The organism is Pedobacter ghigonis (assembly GCF_903166585.1).
In the GTDB taxonomy this organism is placed as follows: Bacteria; Bacteroidota; Bacteroidia; order Sphingobacteriales; family Sphingobacteriaceae; genus Pedobacter; species Pedobacter ghigonis.
In genome coordinates this window covers 205,219-231,761 of record NZ_CAESCM010000009.1, presented here as the reverse complement: position 1 = coordinate 231,761, position 26,543 = coordinate 205,219, and the positions used below count along the sequence as shown (strand labels likewise).

At 40.1% G+C, this 26,543-nt stretch carries 22 protein-coding genes; 9 read left to right on the top strand and 13 right to left on the bottom strand.

Annotation, left to right across the window (positions count from 1 at the left end; translation table 11 throughout):
* Positions 1 to 9 precede the first annotated feature (9 nt).
* Entirely contained in the window at positions 10 to 3,042 is a 3,033-nt protein-coding gene (locus HWV58_RS14630) for a VIT domain-containing protein (protein WP_175634809.1), read from the bottom strand.
* A 144-nt stretch (positions 3,043 to 3,186) separates the two neighbouring features.
* On the opposite strand from HWV58_RS14630, the gene HWV58_RS14625 reads away from it, so the two are divergent.
* A complete protein-coding gene (locus tag HWV58_RS14625) occupies positions 3,187 to 3,510 on the top strand; it encodes a heavy metal-binding domain-containing protein (RefSeq protein WP_025141635.1) in 324 nt (107 codons plus the stop codon).
* A gap of 83 nt (positions 3,511 to 3,593) precedes the next feature.
* Here the strand turns inward: HWV58_RS14625 and pfkA are convergent, their stop codons facing one another.
* From pfkA to HWV58_RS14605, 4 genes are all read right to left on the bottom strand, one after another.
* On the bottom strand, positions 3,594 to 4,577 hold the full coding sequence (pfkA, locus tag HWV58_RS14620; RefSeq protein WP_175634808.1) for a 6-phosphofructokinase: 984 nt from the start codon (positions 4,575 to 4,577) through the stop codon (positions 3,594 to 3,596).
* Positions 4,578 to 4,581: 4 nt separating this feature from the next.
* Complete coding sequence (locus tag HWV58_RS14615) at positions 4,582 to 6,258, bottom strand: protein-disulfide reductase DsbD family protein (RefSeq protein WP_175634807.1); 1,677 nt, start codon at positions 6,256 to 6,258, stop codon at positions 4,582 to 4,584.
* A 140-nt stretch (positions 6,259 to 6,398) separates the two neighbouring features.
* On the bottom strand, positions 6,399 to 6,848 hold the full coding sequence (locus HWV58_RS14610; protein ID WP_175634806.1) for a protein-disulfide reductase DsbD N-terminal domain-containing protein: 450 nt from the start codon (positions 6,846 to 6,848) through the stop codon (positions 6,399 to 6,401).
* A gap of 8 nt (positions 6,849 to 6,856) precedes the next feature.
* A complete protein-coding gene (locus tag HWV58_RS14605) occupies positions 6,857 to 7,633 on the bottom strand; it encodes a biotin--[acetyl-CoA-carboxylase] ligase (RefSeq protein ID WP_175634805.1) in 777 nt (258 codons plus the stop codon).
* A 44-nt stretch (positions 7,634 to 7,677) separates the two neighbouring features.
* Between HWV58_RS14605 and rsfS the strand changes: the two genes are divergently transcribed.
* The 3 genes from rsfS (at position 7,678) to HWV58_RS14590 (ending at position 10,808) form a co-directional block, all read left to right on the top strand.
* On the top strand, positions 7,678 to 8,052 hold the full coding sequence (gene rsfS, locus HWV58_RS14600; RefSeq protein WP_039474075.1) for a ribosome silencing factor: 375 nt from the start codon (positions 7,678 to 7,680) through the stop codon (positions 8,050 to 8,052).
* Between the two features lie 27 nt (positions 8,053 to 8,079).
* Entirely contained in the window at positions 8,080 to 10,101 is a 2,022-nt protein-coding gene (ftsH, locus tag HWV58_RS14595) for an ATP-dependent zinc metalloprotease FtsH (RefSeq protein ID WP_175634804.1), read from the top strand.
* A gap of 62 nt (positions 10,102 to 10,163) precedes the next feature.
* Positions 10,164 to 10,808 carry a LutC/YkgG family protein gene (locus tag HWV58_RS14590; RefSeq protein ID WP_124558970.1) on the top strand — a complete coding sequence of 215 codons (645 nt, stop codon included), beginning with the start codon at positions 10,164 to 10,166 and terminating at the stop codon, positions 10,806 to 10,808.
* A gap of 94 nt (positions 10,809 to 10,902) precedes the next feature.
* Here the strand turns inward: HWV58_RS14590 and HWV58_RS14585 are convergent, their stop codons facing one another.
* Positions 10,903 to 11,886 (bottom strand): hypothetical protein, encoded by a 984-nt coding sequence (locus HWV58_RS14585; protein ID WP_175634803.1) that lies wholly within the window; start codon positions 11,884 to 11,886, stop codon positions 10,903 to 10,905.
* 353 nt (positions 11,887 to 12,239) lie between these two features.
* On the opposite strand from HWV58_RS14585, the gene HWV58_RS14580 reads away from it, so the two are divergent.
* Complete coding sequence (locus HWV58_RS14580) at positions 12,240 to 13,316, top strand: 3-oxoacyl-ACP synthase III family protein (protein WP_175634802.1); 1,077 nt, start codon at positions 12,240 to 12,242, stop codon at positions 13,314 to 13,316.
* Here HWV58_RS14580 and HWV58_RS14575 read toward each other — a convergent pair.
* From HWV58_RS14575 to HWV58_RS14555, 5 genes are all read right to left on the bottom strand, one after another.
* Positions 13,313 to 14,800: a tetratricopeptide repeat protein gene (locus HWV58_RS14575; protein ID WP_175634801.1), complete on the bottom strand. Its 1,488-nt coding sequence runs from the start codon at positions 14,798 to 14,800 to the stop codon at positions 13,313 to 13,315. The genes HWV58_RS14580 and HWV58_RS14575 overlap by 4 nt on opposite strands.
* A 163-nt stretch (positions 14,801 to 14,963) precedes the next feature.
* The gene (locus HWV58_RS14570) at positions 14,964 to 15,707 is read right to left on the bottom strand and encodes a zinc ribbon domain-containing protein (RefSeq protein WP_175634800.1); all 744 of its coding nucleotides are present in this window, start codon (positions 15,705 to 15,707) and stop codon (positions 14,964 to 14,966) included.
* Complete coding sequence (locus HWV58_RS14565) at positions 15,707 to 16,804, bottom strand: Nif3-like dinuclear metal center hexameric protein (RefSeq protein ID WP_175634799.1); 1,098 nt, start codon at positions 16,802 to 16,804, stop codon at positions 15,707 to 15,709. Before HWV58_RS14565 ends, HWV58_RS14570 begins: the two co-directional genes overlap by 1 nt.
* Before the next feature lie 75 nt (positions 16,805 to 16,879).
* Positions 16,880 to 17,260, bottom strand: coding sequence for a TM2 domain-containing protein (locus tag HWV58_RS14560; protein WP_039474059.1), 381 nt, complete (start codon positions 17,258 to 17,260; stop codon positions 16,880 to 16,882).
* A 5-nt stretch (positions 17,261 to 17,265) separates the two neighbouring features.
* Complete coding sequence (locus HWV58_RS14555; RefSeq protein ID WP_175634798.1) at positions 17,266 to 17,568, bottom strand: DUF2752 domain-containing protein; 303 nt, start codon at positions 17,566 to 17,568, stop codon at positions 17,266 to 17,268.
* A gap of 229 nt (positions 17,569 to 17,797) precedes the next feature.
* On the opposite strand from HWV58_RS14555, the gene mfd reads away from it, so the two are divergent.
* Entirely contained in the window at positions 17,798 to 21,136 is a 3,339-nt protein-coding gene (gene mfd, locus HWV58_RS14550) for a transcription-repair coupling factor (RefSeq protein ID WP_175634797.1), read from the top strand.
* An 11-nt stretch (positions 21,137 to 21,147) separates the two neighbouring features.
* Positions 21,148 to 21,366, top strand: coding sequence for a DUF3820 family protein (locus HWV58_RS14545; RefSeq protein WP_025141651.1), 219 nt, complete (start codon positions 21,148 to 21,150; stop codon positions 21,364 to 21,366).
* 295 nt (positions 21,367 to 21,661) lie between these two features.
* Here HWV58_RS14545 and HWV58_RS14540 read toward each other — a convergent pair whose 3' ends face one another.
* Both HWV58_RS14540 and HWV58_RS14535 read right to left on the bottom strand, forming a co-directional pair.
* Positions 21,662 to 22,378 carry a DsbA family oxidoreductase gene (locus HWV58_RS14540; RefSeq protein WP_175634796.1) on the bottom strand — a complete coding sequence of 239 codons (717 nt, stop codon included), beginning with the start codon at positions 22,376 to 22,378 and terminating at the stop codon, positions 21,662 to 21,664.
* A gap of 99 nt (positions 22,379 to 22,477) precedes the next feature.
* Complete coding sequence (locus HWV58_RS14535) at positions 22,478 to 25,159, bottom strand: M14 family metallopeptidase (RefSeq protein WP_175634795.1); 2,682 nt, start codon at positions 25,157 to 25,159, stop codon at positions 22,478 to 22,480.
* 191 nt (positions 25,160 to 25,350) lie between these two features.
* On the opposite strand from HWV58_RS14535, the gene HWV58_RS14530 reads away from it, so the two are divergent.
* Positions 25,351 to 25,737: an acyl-CoA thioesterase gene (locus tag HWV58_RS14530; protein WP_090767360.1), complete on the top strand. Its 387-nt coding sequence runs from the start codon at positions 25,351 to 25,353 to the stop codon at positions 25,735 to 25,737.
* A 72-nt stretch (positions 25,738 to 25,809) separates the two neighbouring features.
* On the top strand, positions 25,810 to 26,478 hold the full coding sequence (locus HWV58_RS14525; RefSeq protein WP_175634794.1) for a class I SAM-dependent methyltransferase: 669 nt from the start codon (positions 25,810 to 25,812) through the stop codon (positions 26,476 to 26,478).
* Positions 26,479 to 26,543 lie beyond the last annotated feature (65 nt).

The window sequence follows — 26,543 nt, the reverse complement described above, 5'->3', positions numbered from 1 at the left end:
ATCATCTTATTAAAAATTAAATTCCCCAACAAAACTCCCTTTTCCCTGATTGGCCACAAGCGGCATTACAATTACTTTACGCTGCTGTTTCCCGGTTGCATATTGGGTATAAATTTCTGCAGTTACGGTTGTTGGCCCGCTAATGGTAATCTGCCTATCGCTGTAGTAATTTACCTCGATTTTGTATTTCCCTTTGGGCGCTTTTTTAATCATAAACTGCTCGGGCCCATAACCTGCTGTAAAATCATTACTGATCCTGCCACCGATTTTTGTCCTTGAGTTACCATAATAACCTTTTTCGCCCATCGGATCAGTAAGCCATAAATCGATGTCGGTATCGTTTTTATTCCAGTTTAATACCACACGTACATCTACAGGCAAAGGCTGAATTAATCGCTTATCGATATCTTTTGTACTTAATTTATTGCCATGGCGGGCAATTAAATTGTTGATCTCAGCAATTACAATTTCTTCAATCCCCTGATCCCTTCTGGCAATCTGGCTATTGTAACTTTGCGTTAATACTTTGTATAAATTATCTAAAGCGTTTTGATACTGACCAACATCTGCCAGGGCTAAAGCATAATCGCGGTAACTTTGTGCATCCATTGGCCGCCATTGTAAAACTTTTTGGGTAATAAATACTTCATCGTTATAATTACCGGTTTGCTTGAGTTTATAAGCCAGTGTTTTATAGAGATCTGCATTTTCAAGATCTAAATCGGCAATGTTGCTTAAAATAGTTAAAGCCCTAACACTATCTTTTTGCTGGTAAAACCAGTTGGCTACGTCAAAATAAAACATAGGTGTGCTGATATAATCGGAACGCATTTTTAAATAAGCCTGATAAGCGCTGTCTGGTTTGCCCATAAGGCTTTTCATATATCCCTTATCACTTTTAAACTCCGGAATAACAATCACCGGCCGTTTATCTACTACAACAGCCTTTCGATCTTGCACGCTTAGGCCGGCCACCCTACCTTCCAGAAAACCATTAGTTTCTTTTGCTTTAAGCCGTGTTACAGCAGCTCCCGTTAAGGCTTGTTTTGCCTGTGCAGCATAACCCACAACCACTATTTCATTTAATTCATTTGTTCGCTCAGCAGCTTTTCTTGCTACGCCAACAGAAGGGGCAACGCGCGCTTCTTGTGTTCTGATTACCTCGTTCCTTCTCAATGTAGCGGCCTGTTCATTCGCGCTGATGTCGCCTTGTATAACTGCCAGTCCCGGATCGGGGTAACCTTCTTTTTTCTTCTCAATTTCCTGGTTAAACTCCGTATTCCACCAAATTTTTAATTCTTTTGTCATCGCCACAGCAGCATTAAGCAAATCTGTTTTACGTTCCAGAATCGCTGTTCTGCGCTGTTTTAAAACGGCCTCATATTCTTGCCTCAATTCTGCTGGCGGTACAATATCATAGCGCAGGTAATCATCGAGATTTTCGAGCACAATTAAACTGGTATTCCGCGTAACAATGCCAAACTGTTTACTTAAAACGCTTATATCGTCTTTGTTGGCTTCATATTGGATATCCATTTCGGCAATTTTCTTCTGTGCCCAAACCCGGCTCACATTGATGCTGTTAAAAGTATGTTCTGTACCGTTTAAGCGAACCTCCTGCTCAGATACCACTGTATTGCCGTAACCAAACTGCAGCACAAACCCAGTGTTGATCCCGTTTAATATTCCCGCCAAAGAAAAGTTTCCGTTTACGTTAACGTGCACCGAGGGATAGGTTTGGCGCACGTCTGATCCGTTTTTAATTCCTAAGAACTGCAGGTTCTGCTCGTTAAGCTGCTTAAAGGCCTCGTTAACCGCGGTGGAATTGAGGTTTATAAATTGTCCGCCCGTTTTCTGACTGATGTACTTCAAAGTGCTATAATCAGCTTTTAAAGCTGTATTTACGGTATGCACTGGTTTATTGATCGAAATTACATTTGGCCCAAAGGTTGACAGGCCATCGCTGAACAACAGGTATTCATCGGCCTGAAAAGCGCGTGTGTTTACAGCGCTAAAATTAGTACCGCCATCATACACCAGGTTTTCCAGTTTATTTTTGAGCTGGCTCCAGTTTCCATTCGAAATAGTAAAGCTACCGGCCTGCTTAAAACCATTGTTTAGCAAACCCAACTGGATGGTTAGATTTTGCTTTTGCTTAATAATACGACCTAAAAGTTCCAGTTCTTTTTTAGTATCGCGCTGTAAACCGCTTAAAGAGGTATCCCAGATTAAACCAATCTGGTTAGACCATTGGCGGGGCCTGCTCTGTACTTTCGGAAACACATTAACTAAAAAGTAATACCCACTCGATGCTTTTTGCATCTGAACTTCTGGCAAATCGCTGCGTTTAGGCAAATTTATCGTTAAGCCGTGTTTTGGCTTGTAATTGCTTTTATTGATTTCGCCAACATAAGTGTTCCCATTGGCTTTTAAATCAAAGCTGCCATCGGGTTGCTCGCTAAGCTGAGGCTTTAAAACACTTTCAAAAACCGTAGTTTTTAGCGTAAAATTTTCTACTGCCTGGTTATAGTCTAATGGCAAATGGTAGCGCAGGGCATTTCCATTATTAAAGCTAAGCTCTTCTTCATAACCAACAACAATAGTCCTGCTTCCGTTGGCAGGCAAGGGGTAAATCCTCGTCCTGAAATTATTACCCTCTACTTTCTCCAAAAGGCCCGGATCAACCCTGCGGCGCTCTATGCTTTCAAAAACCTCTGTTGCCTTGGCTTTTTCAACCGGTACAGCCTCGCGCATTTTTCCATTAATATCCAGCGCATAGCGGCTTATGCTTACACCCTCGGGCATTGGGAAGGTTAGTTCGCCTTCCAGTATCCGGTTGCTGCTGTTATAAAATGTCATGGTCATTACCGTGGTGGCAATATTTCCGGTAATCTGTACGTCTATATTCAGTTTTTTAAGCTTTACTGCTTGTTTTTGTGTCTCATCTTCGGTTTGCTGAACTTTGAGTACCGGCATTTGAGCCTGCACTAAAAATGCAATCAAAAGGAAAAAGGAGAGGAGAAGGGTTTTAGAAGGTTTCATAACTATCGGTTTTTAATAGTGATGCGAAACCGGATGAGATTACATAAATTTATTTTTCGAAATGAGAACGGCTTAAAAAAGGGTGTTCAAAATTTTTGTAACATTTTAGCAGGATAATATTCTAATTATTAAAAAACTGAAACTATGTTAGTAACCACAACGCCTACAGTTGAGGGCAGAAAAATTGTAAAATATATCGGTTTAGTTACCGGAGAAACCATTATCGGCGCAAATATTTTTAAAGATTTATTTGCAGGGATAACTGATATTGTTGGAGGCAGATCAAGCTCTTACGAACGTGTTTTAAGAGAAGGAAAAGATACTGCTGTTAATGAAATGCAACAATATGCGGCTGCACTTGGAGCGAATGCTATTGTTGGCGTAGATTTAGATTACGAAACAGTTGGCAGCGGAGGCAGTATGCTGATGGTAAGTGCCAATGGTACAGCTGTAATTTTAGAAGATTAAGATATTTGCTTATAGCGAAACTAAGCAAAAACAAGAAAGTCTTTCCGGTGCGGGAAAGACTTTTCTTTTATATCATGTTTTGGTTAAAACGAAAGTATATCGATCAGTTTTAACCATTTCGTACTTACTTTTTCAGCATCGATGTGTTTGATGGCATGATCGAAAGGTGTAAAAGTAATCTCCCGGTTCACCTGACCAATCATCACACTGTTTTCGCCCTTAATTAGCGCTTCTACTGCCGCAACGCCTAACTGGCTGGCCAAAACACGGTCCATACAAGTTGGTTTTCCTCCCCGTTGAATATGGCCTAAAATAGAAACCTTGGTATCATAATGCGGGTATTTTGCCTGCAAAATTTCACCTACCTTAAAGGCACCTCCGGTATCGTCGCCTTCGGCAACAATAATAATCTTCGATGCTTTATCTTTTCGGCTGTGCTCCAGTTTGTGCAAAATATCGTCGGCATTCATGTTTGCCTCCGGAATCATAATGGCTTCTGCACCAACCCCGATACCGCTTCTTAAAGCAATTAAGCCCGAATCGCGCCCCATCACCTCAACAATAAAAAGACGGTCGTGCGATTCTGCAGTATCCCTGATCTTATCAACTGCATCAATTACGGTATTGATAGCCGAATCGTAACCAATGGTAAAATCGGTACCCGCAAGGTCGTTATCAATGGTACCAGGTAAGCCTACCACCGGAAAATCGAATTCTTTTGAAAAAATATTCGCCCCGGTAAAGGTTCCATCGCCACCAATTACAATCAGCGCATCTATTCCTTTGGCTTTTAAATTTTCGTAAGCAGTTTTCCGGCCCTCTACAGTCCTGAATGCTTCACTTCGTGCTGTTTTTAAGATTGTTCCTCCGCGCTGGATAATATTGGCCACAGATTTACGGTCCATGGGCATAAAATCGTTACTGATCAACCCTTCGTAACCACGGATAAACCCGGTTACTTCAATATCATAATAAATAGAGGCCCTCACTACGGCCCTTATTGCGGCGTTCATACCCGGCGAATCACCGCCTGAGGTTAAAACACCAATATTCTTAATTTTGCTCATTTGTTTATTTCTTAGCAAACTTGGATAATCCCTTATCCAGGTATTGCAAATATTTGTCTATATCAAATTCGACACCGATAGGTGGCGAAACTAATTCCTTTTCATCAGTACCCAAAAGTACGTAATATGGTTGCGAAATCGTGTTAAATCTTTCTGCTTGCAGGTGTTTAAATTTCTTTCCTACAGTATTTACTTTGGTTCCCAGTATTTTAGACTCAAACTGTTCGGCAACTGGCAAATCGGTTTTATCGTCTGTATAGAGTGAAACCACAATATAATCTTCTTTTAACCTCTTAAGCACTCTCGGATCGGACCAAACCCTTGCTTCCATTTCGCGGCAATTTACACAACCATGTCCGGTAAAATCTAGAAATAACGGTTTTTTTACTTCCCTGGCGTAAGCAAGCGCTTCTTCATAATCAAAGAAACCATCAATATTATGTGGAATGTGTAAAAAGTCAGCATATTTTCTTTTAGGATGGTTTGAGGCTGTACTTTGACCAGCCCCTGATCCGCTATCCTGGCCAATAATAAAATCCTGAGTAGACAAAGGCGGAACCAAAGCACTAACCGCTTTTAAAGGAGCACCCCACAAGCCCGGAATAAGATAAATGGCGAAAACAAAAGTAGCAGTAGCTATAAATAACCTTGGAACCGAAACATACGGAAGGTCACTATCGTGCGAAAACTTGATTTTTCCCAATAAATAAACACCTAAAATTAAGGCTAAAACGATCCAGATGGCTAAGAAAATTTCGCGATCTAAGATGCCCCAATGATAAGCTAAATCGGCTGTTGAAAGGAATTTTAAAGATAAACCCAATTCCAGAAAACCCAGAAACACTTTGATCGAATTTAGCCATCCGCCTGATTTTGGCAAGCCTGTCATTAAGCTCGGGAAAATGGCAAACAGGGTAAAAATTACGGCTAATGATAACGAAAAGCCAAACATCACCACTACTGGTGTTAGTAAATCGGTATTAATAGCCACCAGCGATGTTCCGATTAATGGACCGGTACATGAAAAAGAAACAACAGCTAAAGTTGCTGCCATGAAAAAGATTCCACTCAGGCCTTTCGAATCTGATTTGGCATCGAGCTTATTAACAAAAGAGCTTGGCAGTGTGATTTCGAATGCCCCCAAAAAGGAAACACCGAAAACAATCAATATTAGGAAGATGAAAATATTAAAAAACCCATCGGTAGAAATCTCGTTTAATGCACTGGCACCCCAAATCAGCGTAATAATTACGCCTAAACCAACATAAATTACGATGATGGATAAGCCATAAATAATGGCACTTCTGATTCCTTTTGCCCTGCTTTCTGCACGTTTGGTAAAAAAACCAACCGTTAGCGGAACCATCGGAAATATACAAGGAAGAAAAAAGGCTGCGATACCCGCCAACAGGCCCAGGCCAAAAGTTACCCATAAAGATTGTTTTGGCGCCGCATCTTTAGCAACAGCTGCAGCTTTATCTACTTTAACAGTATCTTTTTTAACCGAATCTTTTACCAGGCTATTCGCAGCACTATCTTGTGCCGATCCTACTTCAGTAAAAACAATATCATCGGGTGGGGCCGTTGCTGTGGTATCTTGCGTTACAAGTGCGTAACTTTTAACGGCCGGTAATGCAATAAACATCGCCGCCATTAATAACAATAATAAAACCTTTTTCATTTGTGCGCTTTGTGTGTGTTTGAATGAAGCGGTGAAATTAATAATAATTTTATTAACAGCTTTTTACCACACGTAGATTTTACTTTAAAAAGAAACAGTCCCGAGTTTGTCGGGACTGTTTGTAATTATTTTGTTGTCAACTATTTAACCGGAACGCTAAATTCAACCTCTTCTGGTGGAAGACATTGCTTATCGTTACAAACCATAAATTCTACTTTACCTTTTGCAACTGTTGTACCTTTATTTAGCTTAATTTTTTGCTGAAAAATAACAGACTTTTCGAAATAGCTCACGTTCATTTTAAAAGTACTCTCGTATTTTACAATCGCTTTAGGCTCGACTGTTTTACCAACAAGACTAAAATCTTTAGAAGGAGCAAAAGTAAAAGTAGTTTTTACCGGACCGCCATCTTTAACGTTCTGAGAATAAATGTGCCATCTGTCTTCAATCGTGGCTTTTAAATATATTGTAGCTTCGTTATTTCCGGTTTTCTTTGCAGAATATGCCCAGGTAACCGGCTTTTCAATTTGCGCGAATGCGCCAGCAATGGTAAAAAGTACCATTGAAAGCACCAGTGAGATTTTTTTCATTGTGTGTTTTATTTTGTGTGTGTAAATTCTATTTCTTTAAAATTAAAGCTTTTTAAGCCTTGTTCCGTTTCTACCCTTAACCTGCCGTTTTCTTCAACTCCAATTATGGTGCCTTCAAAAATGACTCCATTATTCTGATATAACGCCATAATTCCGAAGTTATGCAGCTTGCCAAGGTAATCATTTTGTAAAATACTATACTTCCCGGCTCTCAAAATTAAGTAGTATTTTTCCATAAATATGAATATTTTCTCCATAATATCCATTAAAAACGTTTCCGTTTGTAAAATTTGAATGACTGAAGTGGCTCTTTGACTGATATTTTCAGAAAATTCTTTCTGGTTCACGTTTAAACCAATGCCAATTACAGCCGATTTAATCGCACTGCCTGTCAGTGTATTTTCAATCAAAATTCCACCCAGTTTTTTATCACGGTAATATACGTCATTTGGCCATTTGATACTTAGCCCATCTGGAATAAAGTGGCTCAAAGCTTCGTTAACCGCTAAACTAACGGCTATATTCAGATAAAACTGCTTATCGAGGGGTAAAAATGAAGGCTTAAGGTAAATACTGGTGCTGATATTTTTTCCGGCCTGCGTTTGCCAAACACTTTGCTGCTGCCCCCTTCCGGCAAACTGATTATCTGCCATAATTACAGTACCTTCGGCTAATGGCTCGGATTTTGACACCATTTCTTTTAAAAAGTTATTGGTAGAATCAACTTCTTTTAATTTGATTAAATTTTGACCAACAAATAGTGTCGAAAAAGTGTTATTTTGCAAGTGTTGAATTTATAATATTGTAATTCCAAAATTAAAGCATTTTAATGGTAAAAAAGAAAATAGTAGCCCTTTCTACATACCTTTCTGAGTTAGCCGTTCATGGCATCCAAGAGAAAAAGGGAGAAGATATAGTGCGGTTAGATCTTAGAAATATCCATACATCGGTAGCTGATTATTTCATTATTGCCAGTGCCAACTCCGGCACCCAGGTAAAAGCTATTGCCGATAGTGTAGAAAAAGAAATATATAAAGCCACTCAGGTAGATCCCAGACACAAAGAAGGTTTCGAATCTGCCGATTGGATTATCCTGGATTATTTCGATGTGGTTGTGCACATTTTTAAGACCGAAAAACGCCATTTTTATGGCATAGAAGAACTTTGGGGGGATGCGGAAAGCACAAATTATCAAAGCGCGTAACCTTTAGAACCATTTTGACAAAGACAAATGAACGATAATCAAAATACCAACGAAAACAACAAACAGGGAAAAAGATTACCTAACATCCCGAAGAAACCACAAAAAGGATCAAAATTTAATATTTTCTGGGTGTACGCAGCAATTATCATTGCCATTATTGCCGCCCAGTTCTTATTCACTACCGATAGTGGAAAAGAAGTTAAATACGATACTTTTGAAAGCCAGATGTTACTTACCGGCGACGTTGACCGGATTGTGGCTTACCAAACAGAAGACCTGGTTAAAGCTGAGGTTTACATTAAAAAAGACAGTTTAGATAAAAAACCGCAATACAAAGCTTACAGAAGCACAAGTTCTTTAGGCATGTCTGGCGGGCCAACCGTTTATTTTACTTACGGTGGAAAGTTTGCTGATTTAAGAGCTGCTTTAGCCGAGTCGCAAAAAACATTGCCTGCAGGCAGAAAAGCAATCACTTTCAATTCTGAAAATCGTAGCAATCCTTTAGCAAGCTGGTTTTTAAGCATTATTTTACCGGTATTGCTTTTAATTGGTTTCTGGATTTTCATGATGCGCAGAATGGGGGGTGGTGCCGGCGGTGGCGGTCAGATTTTCAGTATCGGAAAATCTAAAGCAACCTTATTCGATAAAGAAAGCCAGGTAAACATTACATTTAACGATGTTGCCGGTTTGGAGGAAGCTAAAACTGAGGTAATGGAAATTGTAGATTTCCTTAAAAACCCTAAAAAATATACCGATCTGGGTGGGAAAATCCCGAAAGGTGCTTTATTGGTAGGTTCGCCGGGTACCGGTAAAACCCTATTGGCTAAAGCTGTTGCCGGCGAAGCTCAGGTACCATTCTTCTCTTTATCCGGATCTGATTTTGTTGAAATGTTTGTTGGGGTAGGTGCATCACGTGTACGCGACCTGTTTAAACAAGCTAAAGATAAATCACCTTGTATCATTTTTATTGATGAGATCGATGCGATTGGCCGTGCCCGTGGTAAAAACGGTGTAATGGGTGGTAACGATGAGCGCGAAAATACCCTAAACCAGCTTTTGGTTGAAATGGATGGTTTTGGCACCAATACACATGTGATTATTTTAGCTGCAACCAACCGTGCTGATGTTTTAGATAAAGCTTTATTAAGAGCTGGCCGTTTCGACAGACAGATTTATGTTGATTTACCAGATGTTATTGAGCGTAAACAAATTTTCGAAGTACACATTACGCCTTTGAAAAAATCGGAAGAGTTGGATACCGAATTTTTAGCTAAACAAACGCCTGGTTTCTCAGGTGCAGATATTGCCAATGTTTGTAACGAAGCGGCTTTAATTGCTGCACGCAAAAATAAATCGGCGGTTGATAAACAAGATTTCTTAGATGCTGTTGACCGGATTGTAGGTGGTTTAGAAAAGAAAAACAAAATCATTACCCCAAGCGAAAAACGTGCAATTGCCATCCACGAAGCAGGTCACGCAACGGTAAGCTGGTTATTAGAACACGCTGCACCTTTGGTTAAAGTTACTATTGTTCCCCGCGGACAGAGCTTAGGCGCAGCCTGGTACCTGCCTGAAGAGCGCTTAATTGTTCGCCCGCACCAGATGCTGGATGAAATGTGTGCTACAATGGGAGGTAGAGCTGCAGAAAAGGTAATGTTCGATACCATTTCTACAGGAGCATTGAGCGATTTAGAAAAGGTAAACAAACAAGCGAGAGCAATGGTTACCATTTATGGTCTGAACGAAAAACTAGGAAACATTACCTATTACGATTCATCAGGTCAGAATGAGTATAATTTCTCTAAACCTTATTCAGAAGATACTGCATTAACAATCGATAAAGAAATTTCTACACTGATTGAAGGTCAATACCAGAGAGCCATTAATTTGTTGGAAGAAAACAAAGATAAATTGGTTCAATTGGCTGATATCTTAATTGAAAAAGAAGTATTGTTTAAAGATGATTTGGAAGAGATTTTCGGAAAGCGCTTATTCGAAAATCAGGGAGAAAGCGGCACTCCAGGACATATTACTCCTGTAGAAGCATAAATAAACAATTTCAATTATTACATTTGCTACCCTGGCGCATAACCAGGGTAGCTTTTTTTTATATGAAGGATAATACAACAGCGAAGGAACAAATACTAAAAAAGATAAGAAAAGCACTGTTAGAAAAACGTGAAAATCCTTATCCCAATTTAGAAGAAAGTCAACTGTATAAAAAAAACACAGAGGAGCTGGAAGTGTTGTTTGCTGAACAACTTACAGCCATATCGGGCAATTTTATCTTCTGCGAAGATGGTATCGACTTCTTTGAAAACATGCTGCAGCTTGCTGATAAATTTAAATGGCGCAAAATATACTGCTGGGAGCCAGAATTGCAACAGTTTTTAAGCAAATACGAATTTCCTTTTTATCAAACAGATAAAGATTTTGAACAGGCAGAAGTAGGCATTACCCTTTGCGAGGCCCTAATTGCACGTAACGGAAGCGTAATGGTTACCAACCAGGGAGCCGCTGGCAGGAGATTAAGCATTTTTCCGCACCACCATATTGTAATCGCCAAAACCAGTCAGCTGGTTTTAGACCTTAAAGATGCTTTTGCCATCCTAAAAAACAAATATGGCAATCAGATTCCATCCATGATCAGTAACATTACCGGCCCAAGCAGAACTGCGGATATCGAAAAAACATTGGTTTTAGGTGCCCATGGCCCTAAAGAACTTTTTGTATTTTTGATTGATGATTTTACCTGATCGCAAGCAATTTAAATACTTAAAAGCATAAATGGCAGGATTAAGGTAATTAATCCTGCCATTCATCATACGCTTTACAAAGATTACTAAATCCCTATCTACTGCTTTTATAACTTCTCACCACCAGCTCTCCGGCGGCATTTAAGCAGTATATATCTTCATCATAATTGGTATATCTCCTTAAAAGCACTGGCTTTAATCCTTCATCTTCCAGTTTTCGGTGATCGAAAGCGACATAAATTTCAACATTCCTACGGTCTTTATCCAGCGTGATGGCTTTCTTCGTTTTAGTGTTGTAGATATCAACTTCCTGGATTCTCCTGTAATTATACCCCCAGCTAGAGTCTTCACCAAAATCTTTACTTCTACCAATCACAAAATAATCGTTCATTAAGTGGAAGATCGTACTGATGCTGTTATCATTAAAAAGTCGTTTGCCTTTGATGTCAACCAGATCGACAATTTTTCTTGTCTTGCCGTTGGTTAAAGTATTTTCTTCGTTTAACACCACAATCCCCATATTCTTAGGAAAATTGTCTTTGTTATCGCTAAAGGCCGCGAAAGTGCTAAAATAATCCTTGCTTTTTAATATGGTATCGCCATTTGCATTTAAAAAATAATTTAAACGGTTGCCGCTCATCGACATTGAGCCTGGGTAATCGGCAAAGAACAAAACATCTTTTGTGAGTTTAACAGGAGCCTTTTTTGCGGGTTTTTCTGGTGTCTTACCTGCAGCTAAGGGTGTTTTCCCCATTGTTACATGCACTTCGGTAACTTTGCTCCTTTCTGCAACTTGAGCCCTTTGCTTTTTAAATGCAATTTCAGCTTCGGCCTTAAGCTTGGCATTTTTTATTTTTCCCAATTCAGATTGAGCCTTATCGTCAGCAATTTTCTTTTTTCGGGCATCTTCATTTTCCTTGGCACAAGCAGGGCAGGTTAGTTTGCCTTCTGCATTATTAGAGCCTTTTGGTGCGAACCTGCAGTTATATCGGGCGTATTCACTTTTCGAAATATGCGATTGGGCATTTGCTGTATATGCAATAAACAGCAAGACCATTAGAGACAGTAATTTTTTCATTTTAGTTTCGTTTATCCTGTAAAAATACTGCGAAGAACAGGTGAACCTAAATACCCATTACAAGGTATATTTAGTATTTATTGGCTAAAAGCAATCGACCGCATCAGTTATTTACAAAAAAACAATAACTTAACCTTCCGGTAAGTGAAAATACGGGGGAGCCTATTTGCTGAATGGAATCTATGATTCAAGCCATAAAAACGTGGAGGTGCAGTTAAATGTAAGCAGTAAAGCAGGGGTTGTTAAAATTTGCACACAAAAATAAACAGGCCTAAAAATTAATTTATTTTCGATTACCGAATATAATTGATAGTTTTATACTACATACCGATTTAGTATGCGGTATTATAATTATGAGCAAAGTAATAAATACGGTAATAGCCGGCACTGGAAGTTATATTCCACAGAATATCATTTCTGGTAACGAATTCTTAAATGCTACGTTTTTTGAGAATGGAAGTCGACTGGAGAAGGAAAATGCTGAGATCATCGATAAATTCTCAGAAATTACAGAAATTGTAGAAAGACGGTATGCTTGCCCCGAGCAATTGAGTAACCATATCGGCGCTAAGGCAGCTGAAAAAGCAATCGAAAACGCCGGTATTGATAAGGAAACCTTAGACTATATTATTTTTTGCCATAACTTCGGCGATATACCTTTAGGCAGCAATCGCAGCGATATTTTGCCTTCACTTGCTTCGAAAGTTAAACAGCAATTGGATATACACAACCCCGATTGTGTTGCTTACGATATCATTTTTGGCTGCCCGGGATGGGTTCAGGGAGCAATACAGGCCGATTACTTTATTAAAAGTGGCGATGCAAAACGCGTAATGGTAATTGGTGCCGAAACGCTGAGCCGGATTATCGATCCACACGACCGCGACAGTATGATTTTTTCTGATGGTGCCGGAGCTGTAATTTTCGAAGCCCAGGAAGGCGAAGAGAAGAAAGGGATACTGGCCCACAAAACCGAAACACATGCGGTAAACTACGCCAATCTTTTAACCATGGGTAAAGGCTCACACCCTGACGAAACCAGTGGCAATTATTACCTTAAAATGAACGGCAGGAAACTTTATGAGTTTGCGGTGGTTCAGGTGCCCCAGGTAATTAAAAAAGCAATAGATAAAGCCGGATTGAGTGTGGAAGATATTAATATTGTGTTTGTACACCAGGCCAATGGCAAAATGGACACTGCCATTATGAAGCGCCTGTTTAAATTATATGGCAAAGATACCGTGCCTGAGAACCTTGTACCGATGACGATTTCGTGGCTCGGAAACAGTTCGGTAGCCACAGTGCCAACCCTGTTAGACTTGGTTTTAAAAGAGCAGGTTGAAGGTTATAAAGTTAAAGCGGGCGATATTGCTGTTTTCGCTTCAGTTGGCGCAGGCATGCACATCAACGCATTTATACACCGTTTTTAGTTCGATAAACGTTTTAATCCGGCTTTTGCCTGGCTTTCAATACTGTTTTCAAATTCATGGTTTTTCATGGAAATGGCTGTATTGAAAGCTTCTTTTGCTTTTACAGTATTCTTTTTCTTCTCGTAAACTTTACCCATTTGCAGGGCTGCATTTGCCGCAAAATAATATTTCAGGTTTTTACCCTGGTTAATCGTTGCCTGATAAGCAGTCAACGCCTGATCATCGCGTCCAAGGTCATCATAAATTCTACCCAAGCGGTAATTAAACTCCGTTTTATCCCTATCGCTGGCATAATCGCCGGTTTTCTTATCATCCAGTTGCTGCAGCGCCTTATTTAAATAGCCGCCATCATACAACAATCTGGCTTTTAGCAAATCAACTGAGGGCGGAGTTCCTGCTGCTTCGTTTTTGGCCTGTTTATCTTTATCGTGGTACAAATAACCTGAGTTAAGTGATTTGTTTGCATAGGCGGTATAGCCCGTTTTATCCCCTTTTAAGAGCGCAATCCACGCCAGGTGGATGTTGGTGTCGCGAATGTAATTTACGCCCTTATTCGTTTGCAAAAAGCGGTTAAAATAAGTAGCGGCATTGAGGTCTAATTTATTCAAGTGCGCTACGCCTTCGAGATAATCAAGATAGGGAAAAGGCTGGTAAACGCCGCCTTCAGGTTTTCTGGCTAAAATCTGAATTGCTTCTTCATTATGGCCGGTTTTAATGCTCACGTAACTCTGTAAATAGCTTTTTAATAAGCTGGTATCGGCAATGCGCTCGGTATATTTCATCATTTTAGCATAAGCCGAAGGGCTGTGTGCTACATCCGTAAGTACGTAGGTATAATAAAAAACCACTTCATCGTAAAATGGCTCGTAAGATGAGTCCGACAAACTTTCGGCAAGCTTATCAAACATATTCAATCCGTTTTGAAGGTTTCCCTTTATACCAAATGTCGCTAGCGTACTTTTCAGTGCACCATCTGGCAGATTGCCCAAAACCGCATTAACCAGGCCTAAACCTTTTGCGTTTAACGGAAAGTTTGGAAATTTTTTACTGTTTTCCTGCAAAAGGCTGTTGGCTCTTTTAATTTCCATAGCAGCATTAAAAAATTCGCCGAAACGGCCATGGATCAAAGCCCATTGTAAATTAATCTCAGCCTGGGCATAGAGATAATAGGGCGAGTTTTTATCATCATCAGAGATCTGGTCTAAACGGATGGATTTATTCCCTTTTAAACGGTCGAAATCAGCCTTACTTTCAGAAGTAATGATCGTAAAATAGTCTATATAATTTTCTAGCAGCGGAATAATGGCATTTTTGGGCCTTTGTTTCTTTTCTGTCGCTATGTAAGCACGGGCATTACCAAGTTTCAATTCGAAAATGCTTTTATAGGCCTTTAAGCAATTGGCATTGTAATCAAAATTTGCAAATAATACGGATGGAAGTATCAAAAGAGGGGTAAGGAAGACGAAACGTAAGCTTTTAATCATTCTGGAAATGTTATTTCTTTTAGGTTGATGTTGCGCTGGGGCAACAGCTTTCACATTTTAACAAATATCTACATTTAACGTTAAAATGTGCATGTTGTTTTGCCTGTAAACAAAAAACGTCCCGATTTAAGTCGGGACGTTTTCAGTGCTTTTGCGATGCTGATTAAGCTTCTGCTACTTCGTGGGTTAATGCTTCATCAACCAAAATACGTCCGCAGTGCTCGCAAACGATGATTTTTTTACGTTGACGGATATCTAACTGACGCTGAGGCGGGATCTGGTTGAAACAACCTGAGCAAGAATCGCGATCGATAGTTACTACTGCTAAGCCGTTAACCGCATTTTTGCGTAAACGTTTGTAAGCAACCAATAAACGTTCCTCAATTTGAGGCTCTGCTTTATCCGCTTTTTTCTGTAAATCCTGCTCTTCTTTTTCAGTTTCTGCAGTAATTACATCTAGTTCTGCTTTTTTAGTTTCTAAATCTTTCTTTCTGCCATCTAACTCGCCTTTAGCTGCTTCGTAGATTTCAGTTTTAGAGGTAATTTCGAAACCGTGTTCTTTAATTTTCTTTTCAGATACCTGAATATCTAAACCCTGAATCTCAATTTCTTTAGTTAAAGCATCGTATTCACGGTTGTTTTTAACTTCTTTTAATTGAGAATCGTATCTTTTAATTGCAGCTTGTGCATCTTTGATGGTATTTTTACGGGTTACGATCGAATCCTCAAGATCATCAAGTTCGCCTTTAATTTTTGAAATTCTGGTTTCTAATCCTAAAACGTCATCCTCAAGATCTGCAACTTCCATTGGTAATTCGCCACGTACCTGACGGATCTTATCAATTTTTGTGTGGATATTTTGTAATTCGTATAAAGCCTTTAGCTTTTGTTCTACGGTTTGTTCCATTAAAACAAGTAATTTATGGGGTTTGTATTTTGCTCCGTTAAACGGATTGCAAAGTTAGTAATTTTTTTTTGAATAATTTCAAGCAATAAATTTGAGGTAAATTGTTCAGTTTCAAAGTGTCCGATGTCGGCAATGATCAGTTTTTCCTCTGCATCAAAAAACTCGTGGTATTTGAAATCTGCCGTGATAAAAGCATCGGCTCCGGCGGCAATTGCTTCTCTTAAAAGGAAGCTACCCGAACCGCCACAAACCGCTACCTTTTTAATTCTTTTGTTGATTACCTCAGTATGCCGAACTACACGCGCCTGCATCCTGTCTTTAACCAGGTGCAGAAAATCGTAACCATCCATATCATATTCGAGCCAGCCCACCATACCTGATCCAACCAATTGGTGCTTATTTTCCAGTTTATAAATATCGTAGGCGACTTCCTCATACGGATGGTTTTCAAACAGGGCAACTAATATTTTACGTTCGGCCTGGGCAGGGTAAACCATTTCTATGCGCACCTCGGCCTCGCGATGACGAATGCCTCTTTCCCCTACAAAAGGATCTGACTCCTCATTGCCTTTAAAAGTACCAAAACCATCGGCATTAAAACTGCATTCGCTGTAATTACCAATATTGCCTGCGCCAGCATAAAACAAAGCCGAACGCAATTGTTCTGCCTGTGCCTGCGGACAATAGGTAACCAGCTTTTTTAACAAACCGGCTTTAGGCGAAAGCACCTTGGTGCCTGTTAAACCCAAACGCTCACAAATACGGGCATTTACCCCGGTGTGGATACTATCTAAATTGGTATGAATAGCATAAAGTGCAATGTTATTTTTGATGGCCTTAAGCACAACACGCTCTACATAGTTTTTGCCATTCAGCTTTTTTAAGCCTTTAAAAACAATTGGATGATGGGTAATAATGAGGTTGCAACCTGTTGAAATGGCCTCATCTACAATCTTTTCTACACAATCCAATGCAACCAGGGCAGCCCTGATTTCCATATTCGGATCGCCAACAATTAAGCCCGAATTATCGTAATCTTCCTGGTAATTGAGGGGAGCAATGCTTTCTAAATAATTGGTTATTTCGGCTAATTTCATGTTTTAAATATAAAAAAAATATAGCCAAGGATTTAAATCCCCGGCTATATTGTAGAAACTAATATCAGATTATTACTAAACCTTAGGCGCAAATCCGCCACCCATTCTTACCATCTGTAAGCTTTCGAAAACCATTTTCTGGTTGTGCTCAAAGGCAAGGGTTTTATGGTTTACCACATCGATTATCGAACCGATGAAACAAAGACCTGCAGTTAAAAGATACAAGATACCCATACCAATCTGACCAATAATGAACCTTTGTAATCCCGGTACAGCGAAGAGTCCGATCAAACAGAAAATTAACATATCTGATGGATTTTTTCTTTTGCTGCTGTAAATCATTAAGAAATTGCGCAACTGTTGCTCGTCTAAACCTGTAGTTGCCTGTTGTAAGTATGAGTATTCATCTGGTGTTATACCTGGTAACGACATCAGAGGTGATTGAAATATATCCATGGTGTTTATCTGTTTGAGGTTAAAATTTTAAATGTTTTTATCTTTTTTGTTAGTATATAAATTCTGTAAAGTATAATTAAAAGTGCCGGAAACCCGAACCAATGTTCTGCAAAGCTTTCGGTAAATTCGCCATGAAAAATATGACTGATCGACCTTCCAATCCCGCATCCCGGACACCAGCCCCCGTAGCCTAAATTAGCCAGCGGACAAAGTGTAAAGTGATGCTCATGGCTGTTTGCTGTTGCCAATAACACTAATGCCGTTACCCAGAAAACAAGTTCTAACGGAAAGCGCTTAATGTTGCTCATTGTTTCACTTTTTATATAAATTAGAAGCTATACCACTGCCTTTGTTACATCAATTTGCCCTTAATCGACGAATGGGGGATATATTTCGACCAAACTTGTGATACGATCTAACAATGAGTAGTTATTTGCTTCCCAAATTGATTTTGTACGCAAGCCCGGCCAAAAATAGTTAAAAAAACCTTTACACAAATTGCAGGTTAATATTAAAAGATAAGCTTATTTTTGTGACTTGAACATTCGCGATTTAATAAACAGATACAAAAACGACGATAGGGTAACTCAATTTACCCAGGCGTTGAACAGCACCAAAAACCCGAAAGTACAATTAAAGGGATTGGTGGGTTCGGCCGATGCTATTGTTGCCCTTTCTTCTTATTTTTTATTACACAAACCGCTGCTCTTCGTTTTACCCGATAGGGAGGAGGCCGCTTATTTTCAGTCTGACCTGGAAAGCGTGCTAGATAAGCAGGTTTTGTTGTTTCCTTCATCATACCGCAAATCTTTCGATTTTACGCAGGTTGATACGGCTAATGTACTGGCCCGTGCCGAGGTTTTAAATGAACTGAACCACGATTCGGAATACGGTAAAATTGTAGTTTCTTATCCGGAAGCGATAGCCGAAAAGGTTATTGACCGCTCTGCACTTGAAAAAAACACGCTCGAAATTAGCATCGGCGCCAAACTGGGTATCGATTTTATCAATGAATTTTTAATTGATTACGATTTCGACAGAGCAGACTTTGTGTATGAACCCGGTCAGTTCTCAATCCGTGGTGGTATTGTTGATATTTTTTCGTTCTCTTCTGATTTGCCTTACCGGATTGAATTTTTTGGCGATGAAGTGGAAAGTATCCGCAGTTTTGAAATCGAGAGTCAGCTTTCGGTAGCGGATGTTAAATCGCTGACCATTGTACCCAACGTCCAGGCCAAATTTTTAACCGAAAGCAACATCAGTATTCTCGATTACATTGACCAGGATACCCAACTCTGGTTTAAAGATGTAGAATTTACACTCGATATTGTTAAAGCAGGTTTTAAAAAAGCTGTTGAGCTTTGGAAAGCCCTGCCTGCGGCCGATAAAAGTCAAAATCCTGAATGGATAGATCCGAAATTTGCTTTCACTGATGAAAAGCTATTGGGAGATCACCTTCACGATTTTCCGTTGATTGAGTTTGGAAAACAGTTTTTCTACAAAACCGACGATCGGTTTGAATTCGAAACCAAGCCACAACCTTCGTTCAATAAAGATTTCAATCTGCTTATCCATAACCTTAAGGAAAATGAAAAAGCCGGTATTGTTAACTTTATTTTTACCGATTCGCCAAAGCAGATAGAGCGTTTGTATGCCATTTTAGAGGATATCGATAAAACGGCTAAGTTTACGCCAATCAACAGTATGCTGCGCGAGGGCTTTGTTGATCCGCAAATCCAGACTGCTTTTTATACCGATCACCAGATTTTCGACCGCTACTACAAATACAAGCTTAAAAAAGGTTATCAAAAAAGCCAGGCCATTACCCTGAAAGATTTGAGAGAACTTAAATCAGGTGATTACGTTACCCACATCGACCACGGTATTGGAAAATACGCCGGATTGGAAAAAGTAGAGGTTAACGGTAAAACCCAGGAGATGATCCGTTTAATTTATGCCGATAACGACTTGCTTTATGTAAACATCAACTCGCTGAACCGTATTGCCAAATACAGCGGTAAAGAAAGCGGTGTGCCCAAGATGAATAAACTGGGTACCGATGCCTGGGATAAGCTAAAAAAAACCACTAAAAAAAAAGTTAAAGATATTGCCCGCGACCTGATTAAGCTTTATGCCTTGCGTAAAACACAGGCCGGAACGGCATTTTCTCCAGATAGTTACTTGCAAACCGAACTCGAGGCTTCCTTTATTTATGAGGATACTCCCGATCAGTTAAAAGCTACGCAGGATGTGAAAAAAGATATGGAAGCACCACACCCCATGGACCGCCTCGTTTGTGGCGACGTGGGTTTCGGCAAAACCGAAATTGCTGTTCGTGCTGCTTTTAAAGCCGTTGCCGAAGGCAAACAGGCTGCAATTCTGGTACCTACAACCATTTTAGCCCTACAGCATTACAAAACCTTTTCTTCGCGTTTAAAAGATTTTCCGGTTACGGTTGATTACATCAACCGTTTTAAAACCAACAAACAGATAAAAGATACCCTGGCAGAAGCAGCAGCCGGAAAAGTTGATATTTTAATTGGTACACACCGCCTGTTGAGCAAGGATGTCAAGTTTAAAGATCTGGGCATCATGATTATTGATGAGGAGCAAAAATTTGGTGTGAGTGCTAAAGAGCGGTTAAAAGCCGTGCGTGTAAATGTGGATACACTAACTTTAACCGCTACACCTATCCCCAGAACTTTACACTTCTCTTTAATGGGAGCACGCGATTTATCGATTATCAGCACACCTCCGCCTAACCGCCAGCCGGTAAGTACCGAATTACATGTTTTTAACGATAAGCTGATTCAGGAAGCGGTTCAGTTTGAATTAGATCGCGGAGGTCAGGTTTTCTTTATCCACAACCGGGTAAACGACCTGATGCAGTTGGGCGGACTAATTCAAAAACTGGTACCAAAGGCGCGTATTGGTATTGCCCATGGTCAGTTAGATGGCGATGCACTGGAAGATGTGATGCTCGATTTCATTAATGGAGAGAAAGACGTTCTGGTAGCCACTACCATTATCGAAGCGGGTTTGGATATCCCAAATGCCAATACCATCATCATTAACCATGCTCACATGTTTGGGTTGAGCGACCTGCACCAAATGCGTGGCAGGGTAGGCCGAAGCAATAAAAAGGCGTTTTGTTATTTATTGTCGCCACCATTATCTACCCTAACTTCTGAAGCCCGGAAACGTTTAAGTGCCATTGAAGAATTTTCTGATTTGGGCAGCGGCTTTAACGTGGCCATGCGCGATCTGGATATCAGGGGTAGTGGAAACTTGCTGGGTGCCGAACAAAGTGGTTTCATTGCCGAAATCGGTTTCGAAATGTACCATAAAATTTTGGACGAAGCCATTCAGGAGCTTAAAGAAGCAGAGTTTAAGGGTTTATTTGAGAATGAACCCGAAAGGCCATTTGTTGGGTTTACACAGGTTGATACCGATTTAGAACTCTACATTCCGGATGCTTACATTACCAATATAACCGAGCGCTACAATTTATACACCGAACTTTCTAAGCTTGATAACGAAAACGACCTGGCCATTTTTGAAAAACATTTAGCCGATCGTTTTGGACCGCTTCCACCACAGGTTAAAACCATGCTCAGCGTAGTACGTTTGCAGTGGTTCGGTAAAAAACTGGGCTTCGAGAAAATCAGTTTCAAGAAAAACAGTTTACGGGGTTATTTCTTAAGTGATAAGCAATCGAAATATTTTGATTCTAATACCTTCACCAAAATTTTAACCTTTGCCCAAAACCACCCGCGTATGTGCAATTTAAAGGAGGTTAAAAATACACTGCGCATTGCTTTTGATAACATTAGCAATGTTGAGGAAGCAATAGAGGTTTTAGGGCTAATCGATTAAATTTACTATTCATGTTAGACCCAACCCTTTTACTCGATTTAGTGAAAATGCAGATGCCTTATGGAAAATACAAGGGTTACCTGATCTGCAATATCCCCGAAAGTTATTTGCTGTGGTATAAGGACAAAGGATTTCCGAAAGGAAAGCTGGGCGACTTAATGGCTACAATGTTCGAAATACGGGTTAATGGATTGGAATATTTATTAACACCGCTGAAAAATCAGCGGTAACAACAGTCTGGCAGACCGTCATCCTGAAATAACAGTTTATTTTTATTCAAATGGTTGAGAAAATTCGTCATTGCGAGAAGGCTTTTTCAGCCGACGAAGCAATCTTACAACGATCGCTACCTAGCGAGTGCATTAAGATTGCTTCGTTCCTAGCAATGACGAGAATTCTATGAATTTCTCTCAATGGTAGCTTGTTGAAGGATCTAACCCCATATTTCTTTGACAGATGCTGAAATAAACCCAATAGCTATCGGATCAACAGGACAAGTTTGTAAATTCTTCCGGCGAAATAATCTTATATCTCACAACCGTTTTCATCACAAACCGCATCATCGTTTTTATTTAATGAAGTAAGCGTTGTTTTAGGTTGTGCTTCTTTCCACTCGTTAAAACTTTGAGTCAAGGCATCGGTAAAAGCCTGTACAGGCTGTGCACCCGAAACCCCATATTTTCTGTCCATTACAAAATAAGGTACTCCACGAATGCCCAAATTTTGGCTTTCATAAATATCGTAACGTACTGCCTCAGCAAACTGATCGCCAGCCAAAACTGCTTCAGCTTCTGCTTTATCTAAACCGATTTCTACGGCAACATCAACCAAAACACTGGTTTCACCTATATTTTCTGCTTTCACAAAATGGGCTTCAAACAGCTTCTCTTCAGCCAGGTCCTGCAGGTTATGCTTTGCCGCTAAATGAATTAAACGATGTGCATTAAAGGTATTCGCCGGGATATTGGTGTCAAAATCGATTGTTAAGCCTGCGTTTGCAGCCATATCAACCACCTGTTTCGTCATTTGCCGGGCTTGCTCAACAGGCATGCCCTTGCTGCGCGAGAGGTAATCGTAAACCGTCTCATTGTTCTTATTATGATATTCAGGATTAAGCTGATAGCTCTTCCAGTCTATTTCAATTTCGTTCTTAAATGGCAGTTTTTCAATGGCTTGCTCAAAATGCCTTTTTCCGATATAGCAAAACGGACACATTACATCCGACCAGATTTCTACTTTCATGACACAAAATTAGGGCGATTATAACTGGTCTGCGTAAGCTGAAAGTAAAAAGCCACTATCTTTTAGGATAGTGGCTTTTCAAACTGGTTTAAATAAACCTTATTGGTATAACTGATTAAAAATCAGCTTAAATGTGCCATGCGTTTGTGCCCTGAATGCAATTTCAGGTCCAAATGCCAGCAATTTACCCTTGCCTATTTTTGCTTCAAAAGCAGTTACACCATCCTGCAGGTATGCCTGTCCCCAGGCCCAGCCACTTCGCAAAGGCGTAGCATTTTCGAACCACATTAAGGGTTTAATCTTTCCCGATGCTATGGCATCTCCGGTTAATTTAAAAACCGGACTATTATCAAAATAAACATCTGCTTCTTTTTCCATGCCCCAGGTAGCCGGCAAACTGGTATCAATTCCTACATTTAAAACACTGCCCGGAACATAATATTTTTCGGCAGGTAACCTTTTTTCTTCACCATTAACAATTTCCATCATCGCATTGCGCACCGGTAATTTTAAATGATAAGCCAGATTGGTACTACTGCCTATTGTAACGATATTTCCTCCTGCTTCTAAAAACTTTTTCAATTCCGGGATCGATTTATCAGCACTAATCCTGCCTAGGCGGTTTCTATATTCTAGTGGAACTTCTTCCGTTTTAGGCGCGAAAGACCTGCCACCACCCTGAACAGTCGGAATGGCACCTCCAACAAAAATAATCACATCATATTTAGATTTTAAATTGCCTGCATCAATATCCTGAGGGTAAATTACAGTAGCGTTAAAATGGTACTGCTCCATCATCCACCTTACCCAGCCCGATGCCATAGAACCGCCATAGGTATCCCAAAGGGCAATCCGCGAGGCAGAAACTTTAGTTTTATCCTTCGGAGCTGCTGCCGTTTTTAATTTAACATTGGCCTTTTCTAAAACCTGTTTGCCAGCCGAAGAAACATAGAAATCGCCATTTTCAATAGAACGAAATACTTCAACCTTGTTTTTTAATAATTCGTTTACAGTGGTATAAGAATCGTTTTGTGCTGCACTCAATACATAACCTGATCCATTGGGAAATTTATTTTCTGCTTTCAATAAAACACCATAAAGATTTTTCTCAAATGGCCCTGAAAAATCGTCCAGAATGCGATCGAATTTAACATCCATTAAGTAAGCCAGCGTCCATCCGGCTGCATCGTAGGGTGGGATCGGTGCCCCACCTTCATATTTAAAATCGTTCGGATGATCTTGCGGCTCAAACATATCCAGCACATGAGGACGGAAAGCCTGATCGGTTTTAACCACATAACTTCCTGCAGGATAGTTTTTGCCAGCAACAGTAAATGCTGCAGTAGCCTTCTGCACCACAACACCTGTTCTGATCAGGGCATTTAAAAACTTTATTGCCGAATTAAAATCAGGCTGATCTGCAGAAAGAATATAACCTCGCGGATCGCGGTTTGCAGGTGCTTTCATCACCGTATCGAAAGCTTTAATACTCAGCTGTCTTGAGCCAAACTCAGCATCCCCACTGGTTGCACCGCCCTTATCTTTTTTAGCGGCATTATTAATCGCTTCAATTTTCTTTGGCGAAAACGACCAGGTATCTTTTTTACCGCGCTCGATAGAGTTTCTACCCATTTGGTAAATGTTAAACAACAACTCGTCGCGATAACGCGAGGCATAATTTAAAACCGCATAGTTTAACGATACAGAATAATCGATTGAGTTTTTGAAGTACCATTTGCGTGGTGTAACCGGATTAGGCGAGTCGCTGTTAGGCAATAAGCGCGAAGGAACCAAAGGAATTTCTGAAGGAGTCGGGTTGCCCACAATCTCGGTCAGTAAGCCAATCATATTATGAAAATAGGTTGTTGTTCTCAAACCGCCATTGTACCAGGTAGAAAAAACTGAGCCCCCGCGCTGGGTATAGCCCGGCTTATTTTCTACATTCATCCGGGTATGCATGGCTGCTCCTACAGCATCTAAACTGGTTAACAAAGTTGGGTCGAATACATAATTGAAAGGATCGCGATATGGAGGACCGGCTACAACCGTTCCGGCCGGACCTGCCTGGTGGTGATTATACATAATTTGCGGAATCCATTCTACAAAAAGCTGCCGACCAATATTTTGGGTTTCTTTTAGGTTTAACATAAAGAAATCGCGGTTATTATCGTGTCCTGCGTACTTTTCATACAAAACCGGCAAACCCGAAGTTGTTCTCTTGCTCTGGTCTTTTTCCCGCATGTACCAGTTACTTATCAACTCTTGTCCATCTGGGTTGGCGTGCGTAAACAAAATGATCACATTATCGAGGATGCGCAAGGTTTCCGGATCAGTTTTCGAAGCAAATTCGTATGCTGTTTGAATTAACTGGTGCGCTCCAACCACCTCATTGGCATGCAAACCGCCATCAATCCAAACTACAGCTTTTCCTTCGGCAGTTAATGCTTTAGCCTGCTCCGGCGCAATCTCGGCATGTGCCAGCTGTTGCGAAATTTCTTTATAGCGATCTAACTTTTTCAGGTTTTCGGGCGAAGAAACAATCAGCATATACTGGCTTCTTCCTTCTTCGGTTTGGCCAATATCAACCAGTTTAACCCTTTTTGAAGTTTCGGCCAGTTTTTTAAAGTAAGCCGAAGTTTGGGTATAATTGGCCAGCTGATAATTATCGCCGATATCAAAACCGAAATGCGATTTCGGCGTTGGCACTTCCTGAGCCTGGGCAGCACAATAAGCGGTAATTAAAAAAGCTAAACAAATCTTTTTCAGGTAATTTTTTATCATAATTGGGTTAGTTTGATGGATAATCAAATATAATATAGAAAATGGAGCGATTTTACATGCGCTAAATTTGTTACAGTGAGCAATTTGGACTAATTTTTATCCTAGACGAACGATAATTCTTCTCCTAAGCACCTAAACATTACCATTCTTCCGCTGTAATCTCTACATTTGGCCATCAATATACCTAAAACATGACCTTAGCAGAAAGAATAGAAAACTCTAAAACCAGTATTTTCAAAGCCGTTTTCCCGAATACAACCAACCACTACGATACCCTTTTCGGCGGTACTGCCATGCACCTGATGGATGAAGTCGCTTTCATAACCGCTACCCGTTTTAGCAGGCAGATTATGGTTACAGTGAGCAGCGACAGGATAGATTTTAAAAAACCAATCCCCGCCGGGACCATCATTGAGCTTATTGGCAAAGTAAACCATGTAGGCAATACCAGCTTAAAAGTGAATGTCGAAATTTATATCGAACAAATGTATGCCGAAGGTCGTGAACTGGCGGTACATGGCGATTTTACTTTTGTGGCGATAGATGAAAATAAAAAGCCGGTTCAGGTAATTAAATAATGATGTAAAACTCTTTAGGAATGATGTAACTATTGAGGTGGGCAGTCCTTTATTTTTGAAAAAACTTAACTTATGGAACGTCAGCATAGCACAGCAGATTTAGAAAATATTGCCAAACAACTGGCCTGCCCTGAAGGTGCACAGGGGGTTAAAACAGGCGAGCTCATGAGCATCAACAATCTTGGTATGACACATGCCGCTATTGCTGCCCTGGCGATTGAAAAAGGAGATATCATACTGGAGATTGGCCACGGCAATGGTTCACATATCGAACACCTGCTTAACCAGGCCGATGATATTCAGTACTTCGGCGCAGATATTTCTGAAACGATGATTACCGAGGCCCGCAAAATAAACGCTGGATTTATAGAAAAGGGGTTGGTTCATTTTCAACTCACCAACGGTATAAACCTGCCGTACGCAGACGAACAATTTAATAAGGTCTTTACCGTAAATACCCTGTACTTTTGGCCAGACCCTCTTCAATATCTTACACAAATTAGGGCTGTATTAAAACCAAAGGGGTTATTTGCGCTATGCTTCGCAGACAAAACCTTTATGGAGAAACTACCCTTTACTCCCTATGGATTTACACTTTATGGCGTAGAAAAAGTTCAGCAACTATTGGAAAGTGCGGGCTTTACGATAAAGAATACAATTAAAAAATTAGAACAGGTACAAAGTAATGCTGGCGAATATGTAGAAAGAACATATCATGTTGTAGTTGCTTCTGCCGATTAAATTATAATCCTCGTTTGTAACGAGGATTAGCGAGCATAGCGATTATATCGCTAATAGTACAACTG

Excerpts from the sequence above, each read along its gene's own strand:
- HWV58_RS14630 (WP_175634809.1), bottom strand. The coding sequence starts at position 3,042 with ATGAAACCTTCTAAAACCCTTCTCCTCTCCTTTTTCCTTTTGATTGCA.
- HWV58_RS14625 (WP_025141635.1), top strand. The coding sequence starts at position 3,187 with ATGTTAGTAACCACAACGCCTACAGTTGAGGGCAGAAAAATTGTAAAA.
- pfkA (WP_175634808.1), bottom strand. The coding sequence starts at position 4,577 with ATGAGCAAAATTAAGAATATTGGTGTTTTAACCTCAGGCGGTGATTCG.
- HWV58_RS14615 (WP_175634807.1), bottom strand. The coding sequence starts at position 6,258 with ATGAAAAAGGTTTTATTATTGTTATTAATGGCGGCGATGTTTATTGCA.
- HWV58_RS14610 (WP_175634806.1), bottom strand. The coding sequence starts at position 6,848 with ATGAAAAAAATCTCACTGGTGCTTTCAATGGTACTTTTTACCATTGCT.
- rsfS (WP_039474075.1), top strand. The coding sequence starts at position 7,678 with ATGGTAAAAAAGAAAATAGTAGCCCTTTCTACATACCTTTCTGAGTTA.
- ftsH (WP_175634804.1), top strand. The coding sequence starts at position 8,080 with ATGAACGATAATCAAAATACCAACGAAAACAACAAACAGGGAAAAAGA.
- HWV58_RS14590 (WP_124558970.1), top strand. The coding sequence starts at position 10,164 with ATGAAGGATAATACAACAGCGAAGGAACAAATACTAAAAAAGATAAGA.
- HWV58_RS14585 (WP_175634803.1), bottom strand. The coding sequence starts at position 11,886 with ATGAAAAAATTACTGTCTCTAATGGTCTTGCTGTTTATTGCATATACA.
- HWV58_RS14580 (WP_175634802.1), top strand. The coding sequence starts at position 12,240 with ATGAGCAAAGTAATAAATACGGTAATAGCCGGCACTGGAAGTTATATT.
- HWV58_RS14575 (WP_175634801.1), bottom strand. The coding sequence starts at position 14,800 with ATGATTAAAAGCTTACGTTTCGTCTTCCTTACCCCTCTTTTGATACTT.
- HWV58_RS14570 (WP_175634800.1), bottom strand. The coding sequence starts at position 15,707 with ATGGAACAAACCGTAGAACAAAAGCTAAAGGCTTTATACGAATTACAA.
- HWV58_RS14565 (WP_175634799.1), bottom strand. The coding sequence starts at position 16,804 with ATGAAATTAGCCGAAATAACCAATTATTTAGAAAGCATTGCTCCCCTC.
- HWV58_RS14560 (WP_039474059.1), bottom strand. The coding sequence starts at position 17,260 with ATGGATATATTTCAATCACCTCTGATGTCGTTACCAGGTATAACACCA.
- HWV58_RS14555 (WP_175634798.1), bottom strand. The coding sequence starts at position 17,568 with ATGAGCAACATTAAGCGCTTTCCGTTAGAACTTGTTTTCTGGGTAACG.
- HWV58_RS14545 (WP_025141651.1), top strand. The coding sequence starts at position 21,148 with ATGTTAGACCCAACCCTTTTACTCGATTTAGTGAAAATGCAGATGCCT.
- HWV58_RS14540 (WP_175634796.1), bottom strand. The coding sequence starts at position 22,378 with ATGAAAGTAGAAATCTGGTCGGATGTAATGTGTCCGTTTTGCTATATC.
- HWV58_RS14535 (WP_175634795.1), bottom strand. The coding sequence starts at position 25,159 with ATGATAAAAAATTACCTGAAAAAGATTTGTTTAGCTTTTTTAATTACC.
- HWV58_RS14530 (WP_090767360.1), top strand. The coding sequence starts at position 25,351 with ATGACCTTAGCAGAAAGAATAGAAAACTCTAAAACCAGTATTTTCAAA.
- HWV58_RS14525 (WP_175634794.1), top strand. The coding sequence starts at position 25,810 with ATGGAACGTCAGCATAGCACAGCAGATTTAGAAAATATTGCCAAACAA.